Source organism: Caulobacter flavus, from assembly GCF_003722335.1.
In the GTDB taxonomy this organism is placed as follows: domain Bacteria; phylum Pseudomonadota; class Alphaproteobacteria; order Caulobacterales; family Caulobacteraceae; genus Caulobacter; species Caulobacter flavus.
Genome location: NZ_CP026100.1, coordinates 3,355,583 through 3,376,066, shown reverse-complemented (window position 1 = coordinate 3,376,066; position 20,484 = coordinate 3,355,583). Strand labels below are relative to the sequence as shown.

Sequence of the window (20,484 nt, the reverse complement as noted above, 5' to 3'; positions counted from 1 at the left end):
CCTGGTACGGACGCTTTCCTGTGAAGGACGCTAGTCCCGGCCCGCCGGCCGCATAACTAGGGTTATCCCTAGCTAGGGATGCGCCCAGCTATCGGCGCTTTCCGCCCCCGGCCATCGTCGCGTCAGTCGAGGCGCAACGGAGGCATCCATGTCCGGACTGAACGCGGCCGAGTCCATCGGGGCCTCAACGCGCGCCGTATCGAACACGGCAAGCGTCTCGACCGAGGCGGCCGGCCTGGTCGCCGCCAGCCGCACTGGCGGCCAGCTGAACACCAGCGACCTGGCCGGACAGCTCTCCGAGATCGCAAAGTCCGATCCGGCCAAGGCACAGAGCTTGCGCGCCGAGATCGAGGCCGACCTGTCGCCCGCCGACCAGAAGCGCCTGGCCGACGACATGGACGCGGCCACGGCCGCCCAGAAGCAGGAGCTGATCCTCGACCTGGGCCAGATGGCGCTGGACGTGGCGGGTCTGTTCGACCCGACGCCGATCTCCGACGGGGTGAACGGCGTGATCTCGCTGTTCCGCGGCGACTTCCTGGGCGCGGGCCTGTCGGCCGTCAGCATGGTTCCCTACATCGGCGACGCGGCCAAGCTGGGCAAGCTCGGCAAGTGGGCCGAGACGGTGAGCAAGGCCGCCGACCTGGCCAAGGTCGACAGCGCCTTCGCCGCCGCCGCCAAGCCGGCGCTGGAAAAGCTGAAGGGCGCGATCGACGCCCTGCCGCTGGACAAGCTGCCCGCCAGCGCCCGCGAGACTCTGGAGACCGCCAGCCGCAAGCTGGACGAGGCGCTTTCCGCCCGTCCGCGCGTGGAACTGGACCAAGGCGCCAAGGGCGGCTGGAACGCCAAGCTGAACGGCGACCTGGCGCCCAACACCGACTACGTGGTCAGCGGCCGCTACACCTATTCCACCGACGCCAGCGGCCGGGTGGAGCAGGTCACCGGCACGCTCGACCTGAAGCACGCCGACCGCAACGGCTACCAGCAGACCAAGGCGGGCCAGGAAGGCGGGATCAAGGACGGGGTCGACGGCGACGAGGGCGGCCACCTGATCGCGGCGATCTTCAACGGCCCCGGCGAGCAGATCAACTACCACGCCATGGACGGCACGCTGAACAAGAGCGGCTGGAAGGTGATGGAGAACGAGTGGGCCGCCGCCCTGAAGGAGGGCAAGCAGGTCGACGTCGACATCAAGGCGGTGTTCGAGGGCGCCTCCAAGCGGCCCGATGCGTTCAGGGTGGAGTACGTCATCGACGGCAAGCCCTCGACCCGCACCTTCTTCAACGACTAAGTTCGCGCAAGACCGCCTCCCGGAGGATTCCATGGCCGACATCGACAGCCCCGAAGGCATCTACCGCCACGTCGGCCAGGCCCTGGCCGACAGCGTGGCCGAGCCCTGGTCGGAGATCCGCCTGCATGTCGACGTCATCGACGGCTCGGTGGGCCTGACCGGCGACTACACCAAGGCCGCCGGCGGTGTGGCCGATCTGGACGTGCGCAAGCTGGACTATACGGTGTCGAAGGCGCTGCGGAACCTGCACCGCCTGACGGCGTCTAGCGCTCACGAGCCGTGGTCGAAGGCGGTGTTCTCGCTGAAGTCCGACGGCGCGTTCGACCTGAAGTACGACTACGCGGCGGCTTAGGCGCCGCCCCGCCGGCCCGGCGCCAGCAGCACCCCCGCCGCCGCGACCAGCATCGCCGTCGCCAAGATGGCCGAGGCTCGCAGGCCCGTGGCGATCCCCGCCCCCGCCAGCGCGCCGAAGATCGCCACCCCCGCCGCGCCGCCGACCTGGCGGCAGGCGTTGAGCACGCCAGAGGCCGCGCCCGCGTCGTGGCGATCGACACTGGCCAGGAGGCCGCTGGTCAGGGCCGGGATCGCCAGGCCCATGCCGCCCGGGATCAAAGCAAAGCCCGGCAGCATGTCGAGCACCCCGCTCTCGGCGCCCAGCCGCGCGGTCAGGGCGTAGCCGCAGGCGGCGACCAGCACCCCGCCGCTGGTGATGGTCCGGGCGCCGAAGCGGCCGACCAGCGATCCGCTGGCCAGGTTGGAGACGATGAAGGTCGCCGTCAGCGGCAGGAAGGCCAGGCCGGCCTTGCCCGGGCTCCAGTGCAAGGTCCGCAGCATGTAGAGGCCCAGCACGAAGATCAGGCCGTAATAGGTGAAGTTCAGGGCCGAGCCGACGACCACCGCGCTCCAGGCCGGGCGGCTGCGAAACACGGTGAGCGGCATGGCCGGGTGCTTGGCGTGGCGCTCGAACGCCACGAAGACGGCAGCGAGGACCAGGCCGGCCGCGAGGGCCGCCAGCGGCGCGCCGCCCCAGCCGCGATGGCCGCCCTCGATCAGGCCGCCGACCAGCAGGGTGACGGCCGCCACCGCCAGGGCCTGGCCCGGCAGGTCGAAGGGAACGCGGGGCTTGGCCGGCGTGGCGGGCGCGACCAACAGGGCCAGCACCGCGCCGATGGCGCAGAGCGGCAGGTTGACGAAGAACACCCAGCGCCAGCCAAGCGTCTCGACCAGAAGGCCGCCCAGCACCGGTCCGGCGGCGATCGACACCCCGCCGGCGGCCGTCCACCAGCCGACAGCGGCCACGCGGCGGCGGTCGTCGCCATGGGCGGCGTGGGCGATCAGGGCCAGCGACGGCGGGATCAGCAGCGCCCCAGCCGCGCCCTGGGCGACGCGGGCCAGGATCAGGCTCAAGGGCCCCGTAGCGAAACCGCAGGCGGCCGAAGCCAGGCCGAACAGGACAAGCCCCGCCAGAAAGGCCCGCTTTGGTCCCACCCGGTCGCCGATCGCCCCGGCGGACAGCAGCATCGCCGCCAGCGCCAGCACATAGGCGTCGACCACCCACTGCAGCTGGGCGGTGGGCGCGTCGAAGGCATCGCCGATCGCGTCGAGGGCGACGTTGACGATGGTCACGTCCAGCTGGGTGACCAGGAAGCCGAAGCTGGCGGCGGCCGTGATCCACGGAAGGCGGGAGGGCTTGTTGCTCATGGACCTCGTCATGCGCCGACAGCGCCGCCGGATGCTACACGCGCCGATGAACCATTCCGTCGGCGATCGCGGTAGAGTGAGGCCATGGACGCCAATATCGCCAGCCCCGCCGCCCTGATCGGCGACCCCGTCCGCGCCGCCATGCTGCAGGCGCTGCAGGACGGCCGCGCCCAGCCCGCAAGCGCCCTGGCCTGGGTCGCCGGGGTCAGCGCCCAGGCGGCCAGCAACCACCTTTCCAGGCTGGTCGAGGGCGGGCTGCTGAGCGTCGAGCGCGAGGGCCGCCATCGCTATTACCGCCTGGCCTCGGCCGAGGTGGCCCACGCCATCGAGGCCCTGTCGGCGATCGCGGCCCCCGTGCGGTCGCTGGAGATCCCGCGCTCGCCCCAGGCCCGCGCCCTGCGCGACGCCCGCTGCTGCTACGGCCACCTGGGCGGCCGGCTGGGCGTGATGGTCGCCGAGGCCCTGGTGGCGCGCGAGGTGCTGAGACCGGCCGACGACAAGCTGTACGAGGTCACCGCCGAAGGCCGCGCCTGGTTCTCGGAACTGGGGATCAGCGTCGCGGGCCTGGCCTCGCCGCGCGGGATCGCCCGCCGGTGCCTGGACTGGACCGAGCGCCGCCATCACCTGGCCGGCCCGCTGGGCGTAAAGCTGCTGGACGCCATGACCGGACGCGGCTGGCTGGCGCTGGAGCCGAAAGGCCGCGCCGTGCGGGTGACAGCCGAGGGCGCGCGCCAGTTGCGCCAGCGCCTGGGCGTGAGCCTGAACGCCGAGGGCGACGTCGCGGCCTGAGGCCGTCGCACTAGGGAAATCCCCAGCTAGCCCCTCCCCGCCGCCGCGCGCAGCATCCGAGTCCTGACGAGAACGCCGAGGGACAGGGTCATGCGCATCGAGGGCGGATCGGGGATCAGCGCGACGAGCGACCGGCTGGACGCCAGCGCCTCGGCGCGCGTCGCGGTCGACGCTCGGGTGGCGGCCGAGTGGGACGCCCCCGTCGCGCGGCCGGCGGTCGCGACCACGGCCCAGGCCGACGTGCGGATTTCGGCCGCGGCGGCCGGCGGCGGCAAGTCGGCGGAACTGGCCGAAGCCCGCGTGCACATGGCGCTGGCCGCCGACGTCTACAACGACACGCCCAACCCGCCGGCCGGCTGGGAGGTCGCGGGGGCCGACGACCTGGCCCGCCTGGGCCTGGACGCCACCGACCTGGAGGAGCCGGGCTCCAGCTTCCGCGCCCGGGTCTATGTCGACGCCCAGGGCGACTATGTGGTGGCCTTCCGCGGCAGCCAGAACGCCGAGGACTGGCGCAACAACTTCCAGCAGGGCCTGGGGCTGGACTCCGGCCATTACGACAAGGCGCTGGTGATCGGCGAGCGCCTGCGCACCGCCGGCGAGGACGTCACCCTGACCGGCCACTCGCTGGGCGGCGGGCTGGCCTCGGCGGCGGCCGTGGCCTCGGGCCTGCCGGCCGACACCTTCAACGCCGCGGGCCTGCATGAGGACACGCTGGAGGCCGCCCGCGCCGGCGGCGCGGCGGCCCCGCAGGTCGACGCCTACTATCTGGACGGTGATCCGCTGAGCCGGGTGCAGGACGGCGGCGACCGCTGGCTGGGCGCGGGCCTGGGCGGCCTGATCGGCGGCATCCCCGGCGCGATCTTCGGCGGCCTGCTGGCCGACGCTCCGCCGGCCTATGGCGAGCGGCACGTGCTGACGCCGGTCGGGCCGCAGGGCCAGTCGGCGGGCGACGCCTCGCTGGGCGACCTGCACGGCCAGGCCTGGCTGTCGTCCAGCCTTGACGCGGCCTATCGCGCCACGGCCAACTGAGGCTCGTGACCCGCACCGCAGCAATCGCCGCCCTGGCGGCTTCGATGGTGATGATGACGGACGCCGCGCTCGCATCGTGCTTCGTGGGCGGAACCGCCCTGCCCGACACCCGCGCCGCCCTGGCAGCGGCCGATCACGGCCAGGCCGGGCGCGACCTGATGGCCGCCGTCCTCAAGGGCGACGTCGACGAGGCCAGGCGACGGCTGCGCGCCGATCCGGCGCTGAAGACCACGCGCGGCGGGCCGAACGGCGACCTGCTCAGCCTGGCGATCGCCCGCTGCGACAAGCCGATGGTCGCCGCCCTGCTCGACCTGGGCGTTCCGCCCGACGGGAAAGACGACGCCATCCCGCTGAGCCTGGCCCTGCGCGCCGCCGATCCGGCCTTCGCCACGCAATTGCTCGCCGCCGGGGCCAGCCCGCAGCGACGCGACGCCTATTGGCCGCTGAAGGCGACGATCGGCCTCAACTCGCTGGGCGCGACGCGCCTGCTGCTGCAGCACGGCGCCAAGGTGGACGCCCACGACGCCACCGGCGCGACGCCGCTGCGGCTGGCCGTCGAGCAGCAGAACTTCCGCATCGCCGAACTGCTGCTGGAGAAGGGCGCCGATCCCTGGGCCGTGGGAAGCAACGGCGAGACGGTGGGAACGGTGCTGGCCGGCCCGGTGCGGCCCGGCGAACCGGAAGAACAGGCCGCCCGCCCGCGCGTGCTCCAAGCCTTGAAGAAGGCCGGCTGGATCATCCCCGGCGGCCCCGACGCCAGGCAGACCCGCCGGCTCGTCCTGACCGGCGCCTGGCCGCCGCCGGAGGCCCGCGCCGCCGGCTGGAAGACCGCCGCGCCGGACGACGTCACCGCCCGGATGCGCCGCTTCTGGACCGAGAGCGGCGACAAGCGGCCGCGCTGACGGCATACTCCTCAGCGAACCGCGTTCCGAACATGCCGCCGCCCCTCGGGTGGCGCACGGGCGCCCCCGCCGTTAAGGTTGGCAGATGCTGACCACCAAGATGAACCCTCGTGTGTTCTGGGGCGCCAGCCTGATCATCGGGCTGCTTCTCGTCTTCGCCGTCGCCGCTCCGGAGTTTTCCGACCGCGTCTTCAAAACCGCCCAGGCCTGGGTGATCGACACCTTCAGCTGGTTCTACGTCGCCGCCGTCGCCGGCTTTCTCGGCGTGGTTCTGTTCCTCGCGCTGGGCCCCACGGGCGCGCTGAAACTGGGTCCCGACGACTCCGAACCCGACTTTCCCTACATTTCCTGGCTGGCCATGCTGTTCGCGGCCGGCATGGGCATCGGCCTGATGTACTTCGGCGTCGCCGAGCCCATCCAGCACTACATCAACCCGCCCGAGGTCGAGCCGCGCAGCTTCGAGGCCGCGCGCGAGGCCATGGTCATCACCTTCACCCACTACGGCGTCCATGCCTGGGCGATCTATGCCGTGGTGGGCCTGAGTCTCGCCTTCTTCGCCCACCGCAAGGGCCTGCCCCTGACCCTGCGCTCGGGCCTGTCGCCGCTGCTGGGCAAGCGCGTCAACGGACCGATCGGCGACGCCGTCGACATCTTCGCCATCTGGGGCACGGCTTTCGGCATCGCCACCTCGCTGGGCTTCGGCGTGGCGCAGATGAATAGCGGCCTGAGCTATCTCCTGGGCATCCCCAACACCGCCTGGGTGCAGGTGATCCTGATCGCCGTGGTCATGGCGGCCGCCACCGCCTCGATGATGAGCGGCGTAGGCAAGGGCGTGCGGCGGCTGTCGGAACTGAACCTGATCCTGGCCATACTGCTGATGCTGTTCGTGCTGGTCATCGGCCCGACCGGCTTCCTGCTGAAGGCCCTGGTGCAGAACTTCGGCGCCTATCTCGACCACTTCGTCACGCGCACCTTCACGCTCTACGCCTACGAGCCGCGCGCCTGGATGGCCGACTGGACGCTGTTCTACTGGGCCTGGTGGATCGCCTGGTCGCCGTTCGTGGGCATGTTCATCGCCCGCATCTCGCGCGGCCGCACGGTGCGGGAGTTCGTGCTCAACGTGCTCCTCGTGCCGGCCGGCTTCACCTTTCTGTGGATGACGGTCTTCGGCAACACCGCCATCAGCCTCGACATGGGCCAGGCCGCCGGGGCCATCTCGCGGGCCGTGACCGCCGACCTGTCGACGGCCCTCTTCCATTTCTTCGAGGAACTGCCGGGCACGACCTTCACCTCGGGCCTCGCCGTGCTGCTGGTGGCGGTGTTCTTCGTCACCTCGGCCGACTCCGGGGCGCTGGTCATCGACACCATGGCCTCCGGCGGCGCCGACGACACGCCGCGCTGGCAGCGCATGTACTGGTGCGTGATGCTGGGGCTCATAGCGGCGCTTCTGCTGCTGGCCGGCGGGCTGGGCGCGCTGCAGGCCGCCACCCTGGTGGCCGCCCTGCCCTTCGCGGTGATCATGATCCTGCTGTCGATCGGCCTGGTGCGACAGATGAACGCCGACGTCGCCGGACGCACCATAGACACCGAGGCACCGCCGCTGTCGGAACAGCTGAAGCGGATCCTCTCACCCGCCAGCCGGCGCGAGATCCTGCGGCAGGTCGACCGCACCGGCGTTCCGGCGCTGGAAGGCGTGCGGGCCGGGCTGGAGGCCGAGGGCCTGGACGCCGCCCTGACCAGGGAGGACGACGGCCTGGTCCTGACCGCCTCGGTCGGCGAAGGCGGCAGGGGGTTCCACTATCGGCTGACCGCCCGCCCCCGGCCCCGTCCGGCCCTCACGGCGCTGGACGCGCCCGAAGGCCGCCGCGCGATGGAATGGCGTCTGATGGCCCATTCGGCCGACGTCGCCCGACCTCGCGACGTGACCGGCTTCACGCAGGACCAGCTGGTGAGCGACGTGCTGGACCATCTCCAGCGCTGGCGGATGGCCTAGGCGCCGGCGGGAGATTCGCCGCGCCGTCGCCTGAGTCGCCGCCCATTTCCCTCCCGGCGAGGGCGGCGACTCGCATCCCGAGCGACCCGATGGGATCGCCCCGCCTCTCGCACGCGCTTCGACGCCGTACGCGGAACCCGGGCCCGGCGGCGTCGCCACCGAACGCGCGGCGCCTGCCCTTGGGAAAATTTATCCATCAACTACAATGGGATAATGGATTTCACGCCTGCCAGATCGACAGGCGTGGCGACGCGAGCCCGCTGGCTTGTGGGCCCAAATCCGGAGTCATGGAAGGGGGGTGGCGGAGACGGAGTCTGCCAGGACGTTGCAACTATATCTCTAAAATCAATTAGTTAGGGAAAATCGTAGCCGCGCTACCCCAGTTCCTACCTACGGTTTGCGAGCTGTCTCCCCCGTCCACGGCGAGCCGCTGGCGTCGTTTCCAGAGTTTCCATTCACCTGTCTCTCGCTCACCGCTAGCCCCGTTGAATCCTTCGCACTGCTGGCGCGTTGATCGCGCAAGGAGACCGCGATGACCAACGCCGCCAACGACGATCGCCGCTTTTCCGTCCACGCCCGGCACCTAGGACGCCATCAGGCGCGCGTGATCCACGAGCCCAGCTTCGAGGCCGCGGCCGTGGCCTTCGTCGAGGATCTCGCCGTCTGGCCGGAGGAAGACGAGGTCAGCGTCATGGTCGTCGATCTCGACGGCGGCGGCGAGCATTGCTTCCGGGTCGATCTTTCGACCGGCGAGACCGCGCCCTGCGGCTAGGGCGAACCAATCGCCCCAGGCCTCGTTGTCTCCCAGTCCCTGCCGTGGCCGCGCCGCGAAAGGGTCGCTGGAGGAGATCGATCATGGCCTATCGCCCGACCTGGCAAGGTCACCTTCGCCTGTCGCTCGTGACCTGCCCAGTGGCGCTCTACACCGCCACCGACAGCGGCGGCGATGTCCATTTCAACCTGATCAATCCCAAGACCAACAACCGTATCAAGATGATCACCACCGATCCGGATACCGGCCCGATCGAGCGGTCCGAGTTGGTCAAGGGTTATGAGATCTCCAAGGGCGAATACATCCTCCTGACCCAGGACGAGATCAACAGCGTCAAGCTGGAGAGCACCAAGACCATCGACATCGAGCGGTTCGTGCCGGCCGACGAGATCGACCGCGTTTACTGGGACAATCCGTATTATCTCGCGCCCGACGGCAAGCTGGCCCAGGAGGCGTTCGCCGTGATCCGGGAGGCGATGGAGCGATCAGGCCAGATCGCCCTTGGCCGGGTGGTGATGTCGACGCGCGAGCGCCTGCTGGCGCTAGAGCCGCGTGGCAAGGGCATCCTGGCCTACACCCTTCGCACCGATGCGGAGGTGCGCAAGGAGGACGAGATCTTCGGCCCGATCAGCGACAAGGCGCCTGATAAGGCGATGATCGCCATCGCCGAGAAGATCATCGAGCAGCAGGAAGGCCCGTTCGATCCCAGCCAATTCGTCGACCGTTACGAGGAAGCCCTCAAGGAGCTGATCAAGGCCAAGCAGAAGGGCCACAAGGTCGAGAAGGTCGCAGAGCCCGAGGACACCAATGTCATCGACCTGATGGAGGCCCTGCGCGCCAGCCTCGGCGGAAAGGCGCCCGCGGCGGCCAAGGGTTCAGCCAAGGCGCCACCCAAGAAGGCGGCCAAACCGGCCGCCCGAAAACCTGGGCCCGCCACGAAGGCCAAGACCCGCAAAGCCTCCTGATCAAGCCTCGCCGCCCGCCTCCACGAAGGCGGCGCGCGTCCGAGCCAGGACTTTTTCGGCGTCGGCTCGCTCCTTGCGCCAGCGTTTGCGGGAAGCCTCGTCCTCGGCGTCGAGTTCGGACCGCCGCCGCTCGATATCGGCCTCCTCGTCGATCCGCCGCTGGTTGATGGCGGCGAGCGCCTTCTCGGCCCTGGCCAGCGCCGTCCGGTCCGGCTTGGGCCCGGGCGGCGGTTTAGCCTTGGCTTTCGGGACGACCTTCAGCTTTAGCCGCTGGGGGGCGTCGGGGACCTCGGGCAGGTCCGGCTCAAGGCTGAAGGCGGCCTTGGAGCCGACCGCGCGCCGAAGCGGCGTGTTCGGATACGCCATGGCCGCATCGACGGCGGCCGCCTCGGTCGTCACCTTGGCCCTGCCCTCGGCAAATAGGTTCTGGCGCACGCCCCAGGCGGCCAGAGCCTCGGCCTGATTGGGAGCCGCGACCACCGTGTCGAAAAAGCCGATCTGGGCGGCGTAGACCTTTAGCCTCCGGCTGGCCGTCCTGGCCATGCTCAGCGCCTAGTCTGCGCGACAGCGCCCGCACGCATTTCAATCGGCCCCGTTGCCGGGATCATCGGCGGTGGGGTCGTGGGTCGCGTTGGTCTTCTTGTTGGGATCAAGCGCGGGATGAGGCGGGGCCTCAAGACCGCCGGGCTGGGTTTGCGGCGGACTCTGCGGCGCGGGATCGGGATCGGGCTGGCTCATGGGTTTCTCCTTGTCCCTACACAATCCGCCCGACCCAAGACGGCTCCCTGGCGTCTGACCGGCTCACCAGTGACGCTTTTGAAACACCAAACGGCGAAATTGCCCCTGGGTAAGCGGACACCCTGTCCGCGGCTGGGGGGGCGGATGATCGAGGCGGGGTTCAGGCGGTGCGCCGAGGCGATCGGCGTCGAAGGACGGATCGCCGTCCTGGCGTCCGACTGCGCCCGCGCCCTGGCCAGCCTTCCCGCCGACGCCGATCCGCGCTGGCGCGCGCGGCTTGAGAACCAGCAGCAGCGTCTCCTGGACCCGGACCTTCGGGTGATCGTGGCGGTCACCACGATCCTGGCCGAAGAAACCCCGGCCCTGGCCCCGCTGGTCAACGGCGCCGTGGCGCAGCTGGTGCGGATCTATCCTGGATTCATGCCCTTCCACGCCCGGCTGGCCAGCATCGGCGGCGCGGACGCGACAGCTTCGGTCGCAGCCTAGTTCGCCCCCAGATTTTTCGGTTCCGCGCAAAGCCTTGCGCCGACAAGGCCTTGCGCCAAGCGCGGCGCCGGGCCGCAGCTTGAGGTCGATTGACTCCCTAAGGGTGAAGAGAACAAAGATGGAACAAGATTGTTCTGTCGGCATGTCCCCACGCCCCGCTCCCGCCGCGCTCGACGCGCTCCGCCGCAAGGTTCGCGCCCTGGAAACCCAGGACCGCGCCACCCGCGCGGTGCTGCCATTCGGCGTGTCCGCGCTCGATAAGCGCCTGCCGGGCGGGGGCCTGTCGCTAGGCGCCCTGCATGAGGTGGCCGGCGGGGCGGAAGAAGCCCTCTATGGCGCGGCCGCGGCGCGGTTCGCCGCCGGCATCCTGGCCAGGGCCCACGGCGAGGTCTTGTGGTGCCGCCGCCAGGCCGACCTCTTCGCCCCGTCACTTGCCCAGGCCGGCCTGCCGCCCGACCGGGTGATCTTCGCCGACGCCGGCGATGAGGCGGGCGTGCTGGCGGCCATGGAGGAAGGCCTGCGCTGGCCAGGCCTTGCCGGCGTGGTCGGCGAGGTCGGCAGGCTGTCGATGACTGCCTCGCGCCGCCTGCAGCTGGCCGCCGAGAGGAGCGGCCAGATGGCCATAGCCGTCCGGCGATGGCGGCGGGTGGCGGACGCGGCCGATCTGGGTCAGCCGACAGCCGCCGAGACCCGATGGCGGATTTCGGCCCTGCCCTCTTCGCCTCTACCGCCGTCGGTGCCGGGCGTGGGTCGCCCCCGCTGGTTCCTCGAACTCCTCCGCTGCCGGGCCGGCGAGGCCTTCGATATCGAGCTGGAAGCCTGTGACGCAAAGGGTCATCTCCGTCTTCCTGCCCCGCTGGCCCACCGATCGGCTGGCGCGGATGCAGGACAAGGCCGCGCCGTCGCCTGAGACCCCGATCGTGATGGCGGGACGGGTCGGACGGCGCCGCGCGATCGCGCACATGAATCTGGCCGCCGCCAAGGCGGGCCTTCGCCTGGGCCAGGCCATCGCCCACGCCACCGCCCTGGTCCCAGGCCTGGTGCTGCATGACCTCGACGCGGCCGGCGACGGGATGGCCCTGCAACGCCTGGCGCTCTGGGCCCAGCGGCTCTATTCGCCCACCGTGGCGGCCGATCCCCCCGATGGCCTCGTTATCGACGCCACCGGCTGCGCCCACCTCTTCGGGGGCGAGGAGAAGATGCTGATCGACATCCGCCAGCGCCTGGGCAGGGCGGGCCTGACGGCGACTGTGGCGATCGCCGACAGCTGGGGCGGCGCCCACGCCCTGGCGCGTTATTCGCGCCGGCCGATCTTCGTCGCGCCGACCGGGGCTCTCGGCCGCGAGCTCGCCGACCTGCCGCTGAGCGCCCTGCGCCTGCCCGCCGACCTCGTCCTGGCCCTGGCCAAGCCCGGCTTCGACACCATCGGTGAACTCGAGGCCAGTCCGAAAGGCCCGCTGGCCCACCGCTTTGGGCTGGATCCCATTCGGCGCCTCGACCAGGCCCATGCCCGCCAGCCCGAGCCGATCGAGCCGGTGTTCGCGCCCGAAACGCCGCGGGCGGCCAGGATTTTCGCCGAGCCGATCGGCGCGCCCGAGACCCTGGCGCGCTACCTGACCGCGCTGACCGTCGAGCTCTGCGCCACGCTGGAAGATTTGGGCCTGGGCGCGCGATCGATCGACGCCTTCTTCCATCGCGTCGACAACCGTATCGAAAGCGCCCGCATCGGCCTGTCGACGCCGGCCCGCGACGCGTCGCGTCTGGCCAAGCTCCTCTGCGAAAAACTCGAGACGGTCGATCCGGGCTTTGGGATCGACAAGATGGTGCTGGCCGCGCCTGGCGCCCAGCCCCTGACCTACAGCCAGGACGAAGCGCTGGGCGGCCAACAGCGCGCCGACCTGTCGGGCCTGATCGACACGCTCGCCGCGCGCCTGGGCCCCGAGGCGGTCTATCGCCTGGCCAGCGCCGACAGCGACCTGCCCGAGCGCAGCGTAAGGAAGACGCCGGCCGTGGATATCCCGGCCGCCTTTTCCTGGCCGGTCGACTGGCCAAGGCCGACGCGGTTTTTCCCGCGCCCCGAGCCGATCGAGACCCTGGCCCTGCTGCCCGACCAGCCGCCCGCCTCGTTCACCTGGCGCGGGGTGCGCCGGCGCGTGCGTCGCGCCGACGGCCCAGAGCGGGTCTTCGGCGAATGGTGGAAGGCCGACGCCGAGCTGGCCCGGTCGCGCGACTACTTCCAGGTCGAGGACGAAGGCGGCGCGCGCTACTGGATCTATCGCGACGGCGACGGCGAGGACGCCGCCAGCGGCAGCCAGCGCTGGTTCATGGCCGGGGTGTTCGGGTGAGCGCCGCCCCGCAAGCTCCTGACGACCTGGGCGACTATGTCGAGCTGCAGTGCGCCTCGCACTTTTCATTGCTGCGCGGGGCGTCCTCGCCCGGCGAGCTCTTCGACGAGGCCCAGCGCCTGGGCTATCGGGCCCTGGCGATCTGCGACCGCAACAGCCTGGCGGGCCTGGTTCGCGCCCACATCGCCGCCAAGGCCACCGGCGTGCGGCTGATCATCGGCTGCGAGCTGGTCCTGCGATGCGGCATGACGGTGCTGGTCTATCCCACCGACCGGGCCGCCTATGGTCGCCTCTGCCGGCTGTTGTCCCTGGGCAAGGCCCGCGCCGGCAAGAGCGAGTGCGACCTGGATCTGGAAGACCTCGCCGCCCACGCCGAAGGTCTGATCGGTGTGCTGGCCCCCGACGCCGCCGACGATCTTTGCGCCCGGCGACTGGCGCGCCTGGCGGCGATCTTCGGCCCCGACGCCCACCTGGCCCTGACCCTGCGCCGCCGCCCCGGCGACGCGCTGCGGCTCTACGCGCTGGAGCGCCTTGCCACCGAGGCCGGGGTAACGCCCGTGGTCACCAACCGGGTGCTGTTCCACGACAAGGACCGCCGGCTGCTGCAGGACGTGGTCACCTGCATCCGCGAGAACACCGCCATCGACGACGTCGGCTTCCGGCGCGATCGCCACGCCGACCGCTACCTGAAGGCGCCCGCGGAGATCGGCCGCCTCTTCCCTCGCCATGCCGGCGCCATCGCCGCCTCGCTCGCCATCGCCCGGCGCGCCACCTTCTGCCTGTCCGAGCTTAGCTATCAGTATCCCCGCGAGGTGGTGGCCCAAGGCGAAACGGCCCAGCAGACCTTGGAGCGCCTGACCTGGGCGGGGGCCGCCCAGCGCTTCCCCGACGGCGTGCCGGCGCGGGTGCGCAAGGTCCTGCTGCATGAGCTCGGCTTGATCGGCCAGCTCGGCTACGCCCCCTATTTCCTGACCGTCAATTCCATCGTCGCCTACGCCAAGAGCCAGGACATCCTCTGCCAGGGCCGCGGCTCGGCGGCCAATTCGGCGGTCTGCTACGTGCTGGGCGTCACCAGCATCGACCCCGAGCGCAACGATCTCTTGTTCGAGCGCTTCGTCAGCGCCGAGCGCGACGAGCCGCCCGACATCGACGTCGATTTCGAGCACGCCCGGCGCGAAAGCGTCATGCAGTGGATCTTCGAAACCTACGGCCGCCACCGCAGCGCCCTGGTCGCGGTCGTCCAGCGCTTTCGGCCGCGCGGCGCGGTGCGCGATGTCGGCAAGGTGCTGGGCCTGCCCGAGGACATGACCAAGGGCCTTTCCAGCCAGGTCTGGAGCTTCAGCCGCGAGGAGATCGAGGAAAAGCACGCGCGCGAGATGGGCCTTGATCTCTCCGACCGGCGCCTGCGCCTGACCCTGGAGCTGGCCCGGCAGCTCCTCAACACCCCGCGCCACTTCTCCCAACACCCGGGCGGCTTTGTCCTGACCCACGACCGGCTCGACGAGCTCGTGCCGATCGAGCCGGCGCGCATGGACGATCGCCAGATCATCGAGTGGGACAAGGACGACATCGACGCGCTGAAGTTCATGAAGGTCGATGTGCTGGCCCTGGGCATGCTGACCTGCCTCAAGCGCGGCCTGGATCTCCTGGCCGACCACAAGGGAATTGCGCTCGACCTGGCCACCATCCCGCCTGAAGATCCGCGCACCTATGCGATGATCCGCAAGGCCGACACCCTGGGCGTCTTCCAGATCGAAAGCCGGGCGCAGATGGCCATGCTGCCCAGGCTCAAGCCGCGCAGCTTCTACGACCTGGTCATCGAGGTGGCGATCGTGCGGCCAGGCCCCATCCAGGGCGACATGGTCCATCCGTATCTGCGCCGGCGCGAGGGCAAGGAGAAGGTGACCTATCCACGGCCGGAGCTCGAGGCGGTGCTGGGCAAGACCCTGGGCGTGCCGCTCTTTCAGGAGCAGGCCATGCGGGTGGCCATCGAGTGCGCGGGCTTTTCCCCCGGCGAGGCCGACCAGCTGCGCCGGGCCATGGCCACCTTCAAGTTCACCGGCGGGGTCAGCCACTTCAAGGACAAGCTGGTCGGCGGCATGGTCGCGCGCGGCTACCCGCAGGCGTTCGCCGAACAGACCTTCAGCCAGCTTGAGGGGTTTGGCTCCTACGGCTTTCCCGAAAGCCACGCGGCCAGCTTCGCCCTCCTGGCCTACGCCTCCTCCTGGCTCAAATGCCACCATCCCGAGGTCTTCTGCGCGGCCCTGCTCAACAGCCAGCCGATGGGCTTTTACCAGCCGGCCCAGATCGTCCGCGACGCCATCGAGCACGGGGTGGAGGTGCGGCCCATCTGCGTCAACGCCTCGCGCTGGGACTGCACGCTGGAGGAGACGGCCAACGGCGCCCTGGCCGTGCGGCTGGGCCTTCGGATGGTGGGCAAGCTGGCCGAGGCCGACGCCGCCCGCGTGGTCCTGGCCCGCGCCGAGGCGCCCTACCGCGCGATCGACGATCTCTGGCGCCGGGCGGGCGTGGGGACCGGGGCTTTGTCGCGCCTGGCCGAGGCCGACGCTTTCCGCCCGACCCTGGGCCTTGGCCGGCGCGAGGCGGGCTGGGCGATCAAGGGCCTTCGCGACGACGCCCTGCCGCTCTTCGAGCAGGCCGGCGCGGCCGAACTCAACGAGCCGCCGCCCAGGCTCAAGCCGATGACCGAGGGGCGCGAGATCGTCGAGGACTATGGCCACGTGGGCCTGTCCCTGCGTCGTCATCCCCTGGCTCTGTTGCGCGAGACCCTTGAGGCTAAGGGCTTTACCTCCTGCCGCCAGGCCAGCACGGCGCGCGACGGGCGGCGGGTGCGCACCGCGGGCCTCGTCTTGGTGCGTCAGATGCCCGGCACGGCCAAGGGGGTCCTCTTCATGACCATCGAGGACGAGACGGGGGCGTCCAACCTGGTGATCTGGAAGACCCTCTACGAAAAGCAGCGGCGCATCGCCCTGGGCGCCCACCTGATCGGCGTGGAGGGCCGCATCCAGCGCGAGGGCGAGGTGGTGCACCTGGTGGCCCATCAGCTCCACGACCTCAGCGACGTCCTGGCGACCCTGCAGGATCGCGGCGCCGCGCCAGGCGACCTGGGCTGGGCCCGTCGCAGCCGAAACTTTTGCTGAAGGATGCCGATGACCCACCAGCCCGATCTCTTCGCCATGGCTGACGCGCCGCGCCCCGCGCCGGCGACGGGCCTGCCGCAAGGTCTGGCCTACCAGCCCGATCTGATCGATGCGGACGAGGAGGCCGCGCTCGTGGCCGCCATCTGCGCCCTGCCCTTCCAGCCCTTCCAGTTCCACGGCTACGAGGGAAATCGCCGCGTGGTCTCGTTCGGCTATGCCTACGACTTCGCCCGCCAGGTGCTCGAAGAGGTCGAGCCGATCCCCGCCTTTCTGCTGCCGCTGCGGGCCAAGGTCGCGAGCCTGGCCGGCCGTGCGCCGGAGGACTTCCGCCAGGTGCTGGTCCTGGAGTACGCGCCCGGCGCGGGCATCGGCTGGCACCGCGACCGGCCGCAGTTCGACATCGTGGCCGGCGTCTCCCTGCTGTCGAGCTGTCCCTTCCGCCTGCGCCGCCGGGCCGGCGGCCGGTTCGAGCGGGTGACGATGCGGCCAGCCCCGCGCTCGGCCTATGTCCTGACCGGCCCGGCCCGAGACGACTGGGAGCACTCGATCCCACCGGTGGAGGCCCTGCGCTTTTCGGTGACCTTCCGAACCTTCAGGCGCCCGGTCGGGGCGTGAGGCGGTTTAGGCCGCCGCCAACGCCTCTTGGGGCGTGCGCTCGTCGATGGCCAGGTCATAGCGCAGCGATGGCAACGCTGTTGCATCGAGTCTTTCGCCAAACACCACCAGGAGCTCGTTCATCCCTTGCGTCACCGCGTAGGCCCAGGCGCGATGCCCCGGCAGGGCGACCCGGCTGATGTCCTGGGCCGCATCGAGGCAGAACACCGTGCGCCCGCCGTCGGCGTCACGCCGGCAGAACGCGAACGTCCCAGCCCCACGCATGAACCGGCCATCGTGATGGTAGACGCTCATGAACCGCACCCCGTCGATCACGCACGCGTCCTCGATCGCCATCAGCCCGCTCCCGTTTGCTCGTTGAGCCGAGCCTAGGCCTGGATCGTGATTCCTCACGAGCATCGCCAAGCGTGGCGCTTCAAAATTCGGTGGACGACTCGCCGCCCAGGGCCGCCAAGGGCCGGCCAAGGCTCGCAAGCGTCGCGTTCATCGCGGCAGGCGGCCCCGCCATGGCCGCGCCTGGAACATCGGCCATCGTCGGCCGCTGAAGCGGTGTCGGGCCATCGGTATGGACGCCCGGCCATGGCTAGGAACTCTGCGTGTATCGGCTTCTGGTCTACTATCGCGACGAAAGCCTGCCCCGCCAGGCGGCGCAGGCCCCTTCCGCGCGGGATGTTCAAGGGGTCATGGAGAGGCTCCTGGCCGCCCATGGCGGCTGCCAGCGACTGGAGGTCTTCGCCGGCGACCTACGGCTCTTTGTCGTTGACCCCGACGGCCGTTCCCTGCCCTAGCCGCGAGCGCGGCATCCGAAAAACGACCGACGAAGACGGCGCGCCGCCCTTTCGTCATTCCTCCGGCGGCGCGCGCGGCAGGGTCACGCAGACCTGAGTCCCGGACGCGGTGTCGCGGTCCAGACGCCCGCCCAACTGCTGCACCAACGAACCGATGATCCGCGTGCCGCCGCCCGGCTTGCTTGCCCCCGCGTAACCGACCCCGTCATCGTGAACCGTGAGCACCAGGTCATCGCCGACCGCCTCGAAGGTCACGCAGATGTCCCCGTTGCGCTCGCCTGGAAAGGCGTACTTCAAGGCGTTCTCGACCAGTTCGTTGATGATCAGGCCGATCGGAACGGCCTGGAGCGAGCTCAAGGCGACGTCGGCGGCCTTGACCCGCAGCGCGATCGGGCGGACGCCCAGGACGCTGGCGCGCAAGTCATCGCAGAGCGAGACGATGAAATCGCGCGAATGAACGACCGTAGCGCGCTCGCCCAGATGCAGCCTCGCATAGACCTGGCCAAGCACGTTGATGCGACCGACGGCGTTCTCGATGGCTTGCCGAGCCCGCGGCTCGTCCACCTGACGGACCGAAAGCCGCAGCAGGCTGGCGACGGAGGTCAGATGGTTCTTGACCCTGTGGTTGACGTCCACCAGCAGCAGGCGATTGATCTCGTTGGTTCGCTCAAGCTTTTCGGCGGTGTGGACAAGTCGTTCGGCCGTGCCACGCAGGGCTTCGATGACGAAGGCCACAAACAGCGCCACCAGAACATAGAGAGCAAGAGGAACCGCGTCCTCCAGCTGCGGCATGGCGAATGAATTGAACGTGGGAATAAAGAAGTACCAGGCCAGGAGCGCGCTCAGCACGACCGCATAGACGCCGGTGCCCCGATCAAGAAACACCGAGATCAGGATGATGGCCGGGAAGAACAGGAGGAAAGGATAGCCGCCGAGCCAGCCGCCCACCAGCGTGCGAAGCGCGAAGAAGGCCAGGATCGTCACCGTGGCGATGATATAGCGGATCGCCACGGGCGCCTTGCGCAGCGGGTCCGACCAGGTAAACGCGCTTGCCAGTTGCATGTTGGCGACCTGACCACGTGATGGCCACCCCCACCAGCCCCTCAAGCGGATCATCGGGGGCGGCGCCGATAACTCGAGGGACGTCAGGTCCCGGCGGTGGGGACGGCTGGCCGGGACCTGGTAGATCGTCAAAGGGGATTTGACCAAAGGCTAACGCGGTTTGGCAAAGCTTGTTCCCAGCGCCCAGGACGCGACGCCGCCGCTTCGGCTCCTCCCTTCGCCCCAGCCCTGACGGGCGCGCGCGCTCAATCTTTCTGGCGATCGCCTTTGTCGCCCTGGCCTTGGCCGGCGTCGTGGCTGGAATGACGACGCTGGTCGGCGGCCAGGGACCTGCCGACATCGACCGCCTCGGTAAAGCGCCCTTCGTCGTCGCGTCGGACGTAGCGCTTGTCGCCAGGCGTGGGCTCGATCAGTTCACGTTTGGACATGGCTTATTCCTCCTGTCCCGGATCGAATCCGCGACCTGGCGGCGAGGTTCCCTCCCCGCCCCTGGCAACCGGGCCCGCCGCCAGGGTGTTGGTTGGCCAGGAGAAGCGCCCATGTCCCAGCCCCCCGCCCGTCCCCCGACCGATCCGAAGTCGAAGTCCCTCGCGCCGCGCGACAAGGCCGCGACAGGCAAGGACGGGCCTGGCGCGGACACCGCAGCCGCCCAGCGCCAGGGCGTGATCGCCCAGCGCGAGCACATCGAGGGCCTGACAGGCGAGGATCCGCTGCGCGGCGGCGTCGCCGACTAGGGCCGGCCGCCGGTGAGGATCGCCACCTACAACGTCAACAATGTCGTCAGCCGGTTCGATCCGCTCCTCGACTGGCTGGCCCAGGAAGAACCGGACGTCGTCTGCCTGCAGGAACTGAAGGCCGAGCAAGGCCGGTTCCCCGCCGAGCCCCTGGCGCAGCTGGGCTACCAGGCCGTCTGGCGCGGCCAGCGGTCCTGGAACGGGGTGGCGATCCTGGCCCGTGGCGCCGAGCCGATCCTGACGCGCAGCCAGTTGCCGGGCGACCCCGATCCCAGCCAGGCCCGCTATATCGAGGCGGCGGTGGAGGGCGTCCTGGTCGGCTGTCTCTATCTGCCCAACGGCAATCCCAAGCCCGGGCCCAAGTTCGCCTACAAGCTGGCCTGGTTCGAGGCGCTGCTGGCCCACGCCCAGGACCTGCTGGCCAGCGGCGCGCCGGTGGTGCTGGCTGGCGACTACAATGTCGTTCCCACCGAAGCTGACCTCTACGCCAACCATTCCTGGGCCGGCGACGCCCTGCTCGCCCCGCAGGCGCGCGCGGCCTTCCAGCGGCTGCTGGAGCAAGGCTGGACCGACGCCCTGCGCGCCGTCCATCCCGACGCCGCCCCTTGGACCTTCTGGTCGTATCTGCGCGAGCGCTGGCCGCGCGACAAAGGCCTGCGCATCGATCATCTTCTCGTCTCCCCCGACCTGGCCGGCCAGCTCGTCGACGCTGGCGTCGACCGCTGGGTGCGCGGCGAGGCGCACGCCAGCGACCACGCACCGGCCTGGATCGTGCTGGACCGATGAGATCGCCCGCCCTGACCACGCCGGACGGCCGCTACATCGTCGTGCGCGGCCGCCTGTGGCGGGCGGCCAATCCCCATCTTTCGCCCGTGGCTCGACAAGCCCTGGTCAACGCCTTGATGGCCGCCCGGCGCGCGGTCCGCGCGGCGCTCGCCGCCGAGGATCCCATGGCCCTAGCCAGCGCCCGCGCCCAGGTCGACGCCGCCAAGGTCGGACTGGGCGAGCGCGGCCCGGTCTGGCGGGACGACGGCGCCCAGGACTTCAACCGGCGCCTGGTTCGCAATACGCCCTATGCGGCGTGGCACGCCGACCAGGGGAGCGGTTAGTTCACGT

General features: G+C 70.3%; 22 protein-coding genes. 16 read left to right on the top strand and 6 right to left on the bottom strand.

The features are described from left to right. Positions 1-148: 148 nt before the first annotated feature. Together C1707_RS15610 and C1707_RS15605 are read left to right on the top strand one after the other, a co-directional pair. Positions 149-1,288: a DNA/RNA non-specific endonuclease gene (locus tag C1707_RS15610; RefSeq protein ID WP_205686765.1), complete on the top strand. Its 1,140-nt coding sequence runs from the start codon at positions 149-151 to the stop codon at positions 1,286-1,288. 31 nt (positions 1,289-1,319) lie between these two features. Further along, positions 1,320-1,640 carry an immunity protein YezG family protein gene (locus C1707_RS15605; RefSeq protein WP_101712216.1) on the top strand — a complete coding sequence of 107 codons (321 nt, stop codon included), beginning with the start codon at positions 1,320-1,322 and terminating at the stop codon, positions 1,638-1,640. Here the strand turns inward: C1707_RS15605 and C1707_RS15600 are convergent. Then, positions 1,637-3,001 carry an MFS transporter gene (locus C1707_RS15600; protein ID WP_101712215.1) on the bottom strand — a complete coding sequence of 455 codons (1,365 nt, stop codon included), beginning with the start codon at positions 2,999-3,001 and terminating at the stop codon, positions 1,637-1,639. The genes C1707_RS15605 and C1707_RS15600 overlap by 4 nt on opposite strands. A 72-nt stretch (positions 3,002-3,073) precedes the next feature. Here C1707_RS15600 and C1707_RS15595 point away from each other — a divergent pair, with 72 nt between their 5' ends. The 6 genes from C1707_RS15595 (at position 3,074) to ku (ending at position 9,439) form a co-directional block, all read left to right on the top strand. Further along, on the top strand, positions 3,074-3,778 hold the full coding sequence (locus tag C1707_RS15595; RefSeq protein WP_101712214.1) for an ArsR/SmtB family transcription factor: 705 nt from the start codon (positions 3,074-3,076) through the stop codon (positions 3,776-3,778). Positions 3,779-3,868: 90 nt separating this feature from the next. Beyond that, positions 3,869-4,807, top strand: coding sequence for a Tle-like phospholipase domain-containing protein (locus C1707_RS15590; protein ID WP_101712213.1), 939 nt, complete (start codon positions 3,869-3,871; stop codon positions 4,805-4,807). Positions 4,808-4,812: 5 nt separating this feature from the next. After that, complete coding sequence (locus C1707_RS15585; RefSeq protein WP_145998330.1) at positions 4,813-5,709, top strand: ankyrin repeat domain-containing protein; 897 nt, start codon at positions 4,813-4,815, stop codon at positions 5,707-5,709. Between the two features lie 85 nt (positions 5,710-5,794). Next, on the top strand, positions 5,795-7,702 hold the full coding sequence (locus C1707_RS15580; RefSeq protein ID WP_101712211.1) for a BCCT family transporter: 1,908 nt from the start codon (positions 5,795-5,797) through the stop codon (positions 7,700-7,702). A 532-nt stretch (positions 7,703-8,234) separates the two neighbouring features. After that, positions 8,235-8,474 carry a DUF5961 family protein gene (locus C1707_RS15575; protein WP_101712210.1) on the top strand — a complete coding sequence of 80 codons (240 nt, stop codon included), beginning with the start codon at positions 8,235-8,237 and terminating at the stop codon, positions 8,472-8,474. Positions 8,475-8,557: 83 nt separating this feature from the next. Further along, the gene (ku, locus tag C1707_RS15570) at positions 8,558-9,439 is read left to right on the top strand and encodes a non-homologous end joining protein Ku (protein WP_101712209.1); all 882 of its coding nucleotides are present in this window, start codon (positions 8,558-8,560) and stop codon (positions 9,437-9,439) included. Here ku and C1707_RS15565 read toward each other — a convergent pair whose 3' ends face one another. After that, the gene (locus tag C1707_RS15565) at positions 9,440-9,982 is read right to left on the bottom strand and encodes a hypothetical protein (RefSeq protein WP_101712208.1); all 543 of its coding nucleotides are present in this window, start codon (positions 9,980-9,982) and stop codon (positions 9,440-9,442) included. It lies immediately after the preceding gene. A 39-nt stretch (positions 9,983-10,021) separates the two neighbouring features. After that, positions 10,022-10,177: a hypothetical protein gene (locus tag C1707_RS26200; RefSeq protein ID WP_164467367.1), complete on the bottom strand. Its 156-nt coding sequence runs from the start codon at positions 10,175-10,177 to the stop codon at positions 10,022-10,024. A gap of 144 nt (positions 10,178-10,321) precedes the next feature. Between C1707_RS26200 and C1707_RS15560 the strand changes: the two genes are divergently transcribed. From C1707_RS15560 to C1707_RS15540, 5 genes are all read left to right on the top strand, one after another. After that, on the top strand, positions 10,322-10,663 hold the full coding sequence (locus C1707_RS15560) for a hypothetical protein (RefSeq protein WP_101712207.1): 342 nt from the start codon (positions 10,322-10,324) through the stop codon (positions 10,661-10,663). 142 nt (positions 10,664-10,805) lie between these two features. Then, positions 10,806-11,573, top strand: a complete 768-nt coding sequence (locus C1707_RS15555; protein WP_101712206.1) for an ImuA family protein — start codon at positions 10,806-10,808, stop codon at positions 11,571-11,573. After that, on the top strand, positions 11,485-13,008 hold the full coding sequence (locus C1707_RS15550; RefSeq protein WP_240633718.1) for a Y-family DNA polymerase: 1,524 nt from the start codon (positions 11,485-11,487) through the stop codon (positions 13,006-13,008). The genes C1707_RS15555 and C1707_RS15550 overlap by 89 nt, the downstream gene beginning before the upstream one ends. Beyond that, the gene (locus C1707_RS15545) at positions 13,005-16,169 is read left to right on the top strand and encodes an error-prone DNA polymerase (RefSeq protein WP_101712204.1); all 3,165 of its coding nucleotides are present in this window, start codon (positions 13,005-13,007) and stop codon (positions 16,167-16,169) included. Before C1707_RS15550 ends, C1707_RS15545 begins: the two co-directional genes overlap by 4 nt. A gap of 9 nt (positions 16,170-16,178) precedes the next feature. Beyond that, a complete protein-coding gene (locus C1707_RS15540; RefSeq protein ID WP_205686764.1) occupies positions 16,179-16,784 on the top strand; it encodes an alpha-ketoglutarate-dependent dioxygenase AlkB in 606 nt (201 codons plus the stop codon). Between the two features lie 6 nt (positions 16,785-16,790). Here C1707_RS15540 and C1707_RS15535 read toward each other — a convergent pair whose 3' ends face one another. The 3 genes from C1707_RS15535 to C1707_RS15520 all read right to left on the bottom strand — a co-directional run bounded on the left by C1707_RS15535 (position 16,791) and on the right by C1707_RS15520 (position 19,062). Then, a complete protein-coding gene (locus C1707_RS15535) occupies positions 16,791-17,120 on the bottom strand; it encodes a hypothetical protein (RefSeq protein ID WP_240633717.1) in 330 nt (109 codons plus the stop codon). A 506-nt stretch (positions 17,121-17,626) separates the two neighbouring features. Then, positions 17,627-18,634, bottom strand: a complete 1,008-nt coding sequence (locus C1707_RS15525) for a sensor histidine kinase (protein WP_164467366.1) — start codon at positions 18,632-18,634, stop codon at positions 17,627-17,629. A 245-nt stretch (positions 18,635-18,879) separates the two neighbouring features. Continuing rightward, positions 18,880-19,062: a hypothetical protein gene (locus C1707_RS15520; protein ID WP_101712200.1), complete on the bottom strand. Its 183-nt coding sequence runs from the start codon at positions 19,060-19,062 to the stop codon at positions 18,880-18,882. 111 nt (positions 19,063-19,173) lie between these two features. Here C1707_RS15520 and C1707_RS15515 point away from each other — a divergent pair, with 111 nt between their 5' ends. The 3 genes from C1707_RS15515 to C1707_RS15505 are packed head-to-tail and all read left to right on the top strand — an operon-like array spanning position 19,174 to position 20,477. Continuing rightward, complete coding sequence (locus C1707_RS15515) at positions 19,174-19,368, top strand: hypothetical protein (protein WP_101712199.1); 195 nt, start codon at positions 19,174-19,176, stop codon at positions 19,366-19,368. A 12-nt stretch (positions 19,369-19,380) separates the two neighbouring features. After that, positions 19,381-20,154, top strand: coding sequence for an exodeoxyribonuclease III (locus tag C1707_RS15510; protein ID WP_101712198.1), 774 nt, complete (start codon positions 19,381-19,383; stop codon positions 20,152-20,154). Continuing rightward, positions 20,151-20,477, top strand: coding sequence for a hypothetical protein (locus C1707_RS15505; RefSeq protein ID WP_101712197.1), 327 nt, complete (start codon positions 20,151-20,153; stop codon positions 20,475-20,477). The genes C1707_RS15510 and C1707_RS15505 overlap by 4 nt, the downstream gene beginning before the upstream one ends. Positions 20,478-20,484 lie beyond the last annotated feature (7 nt).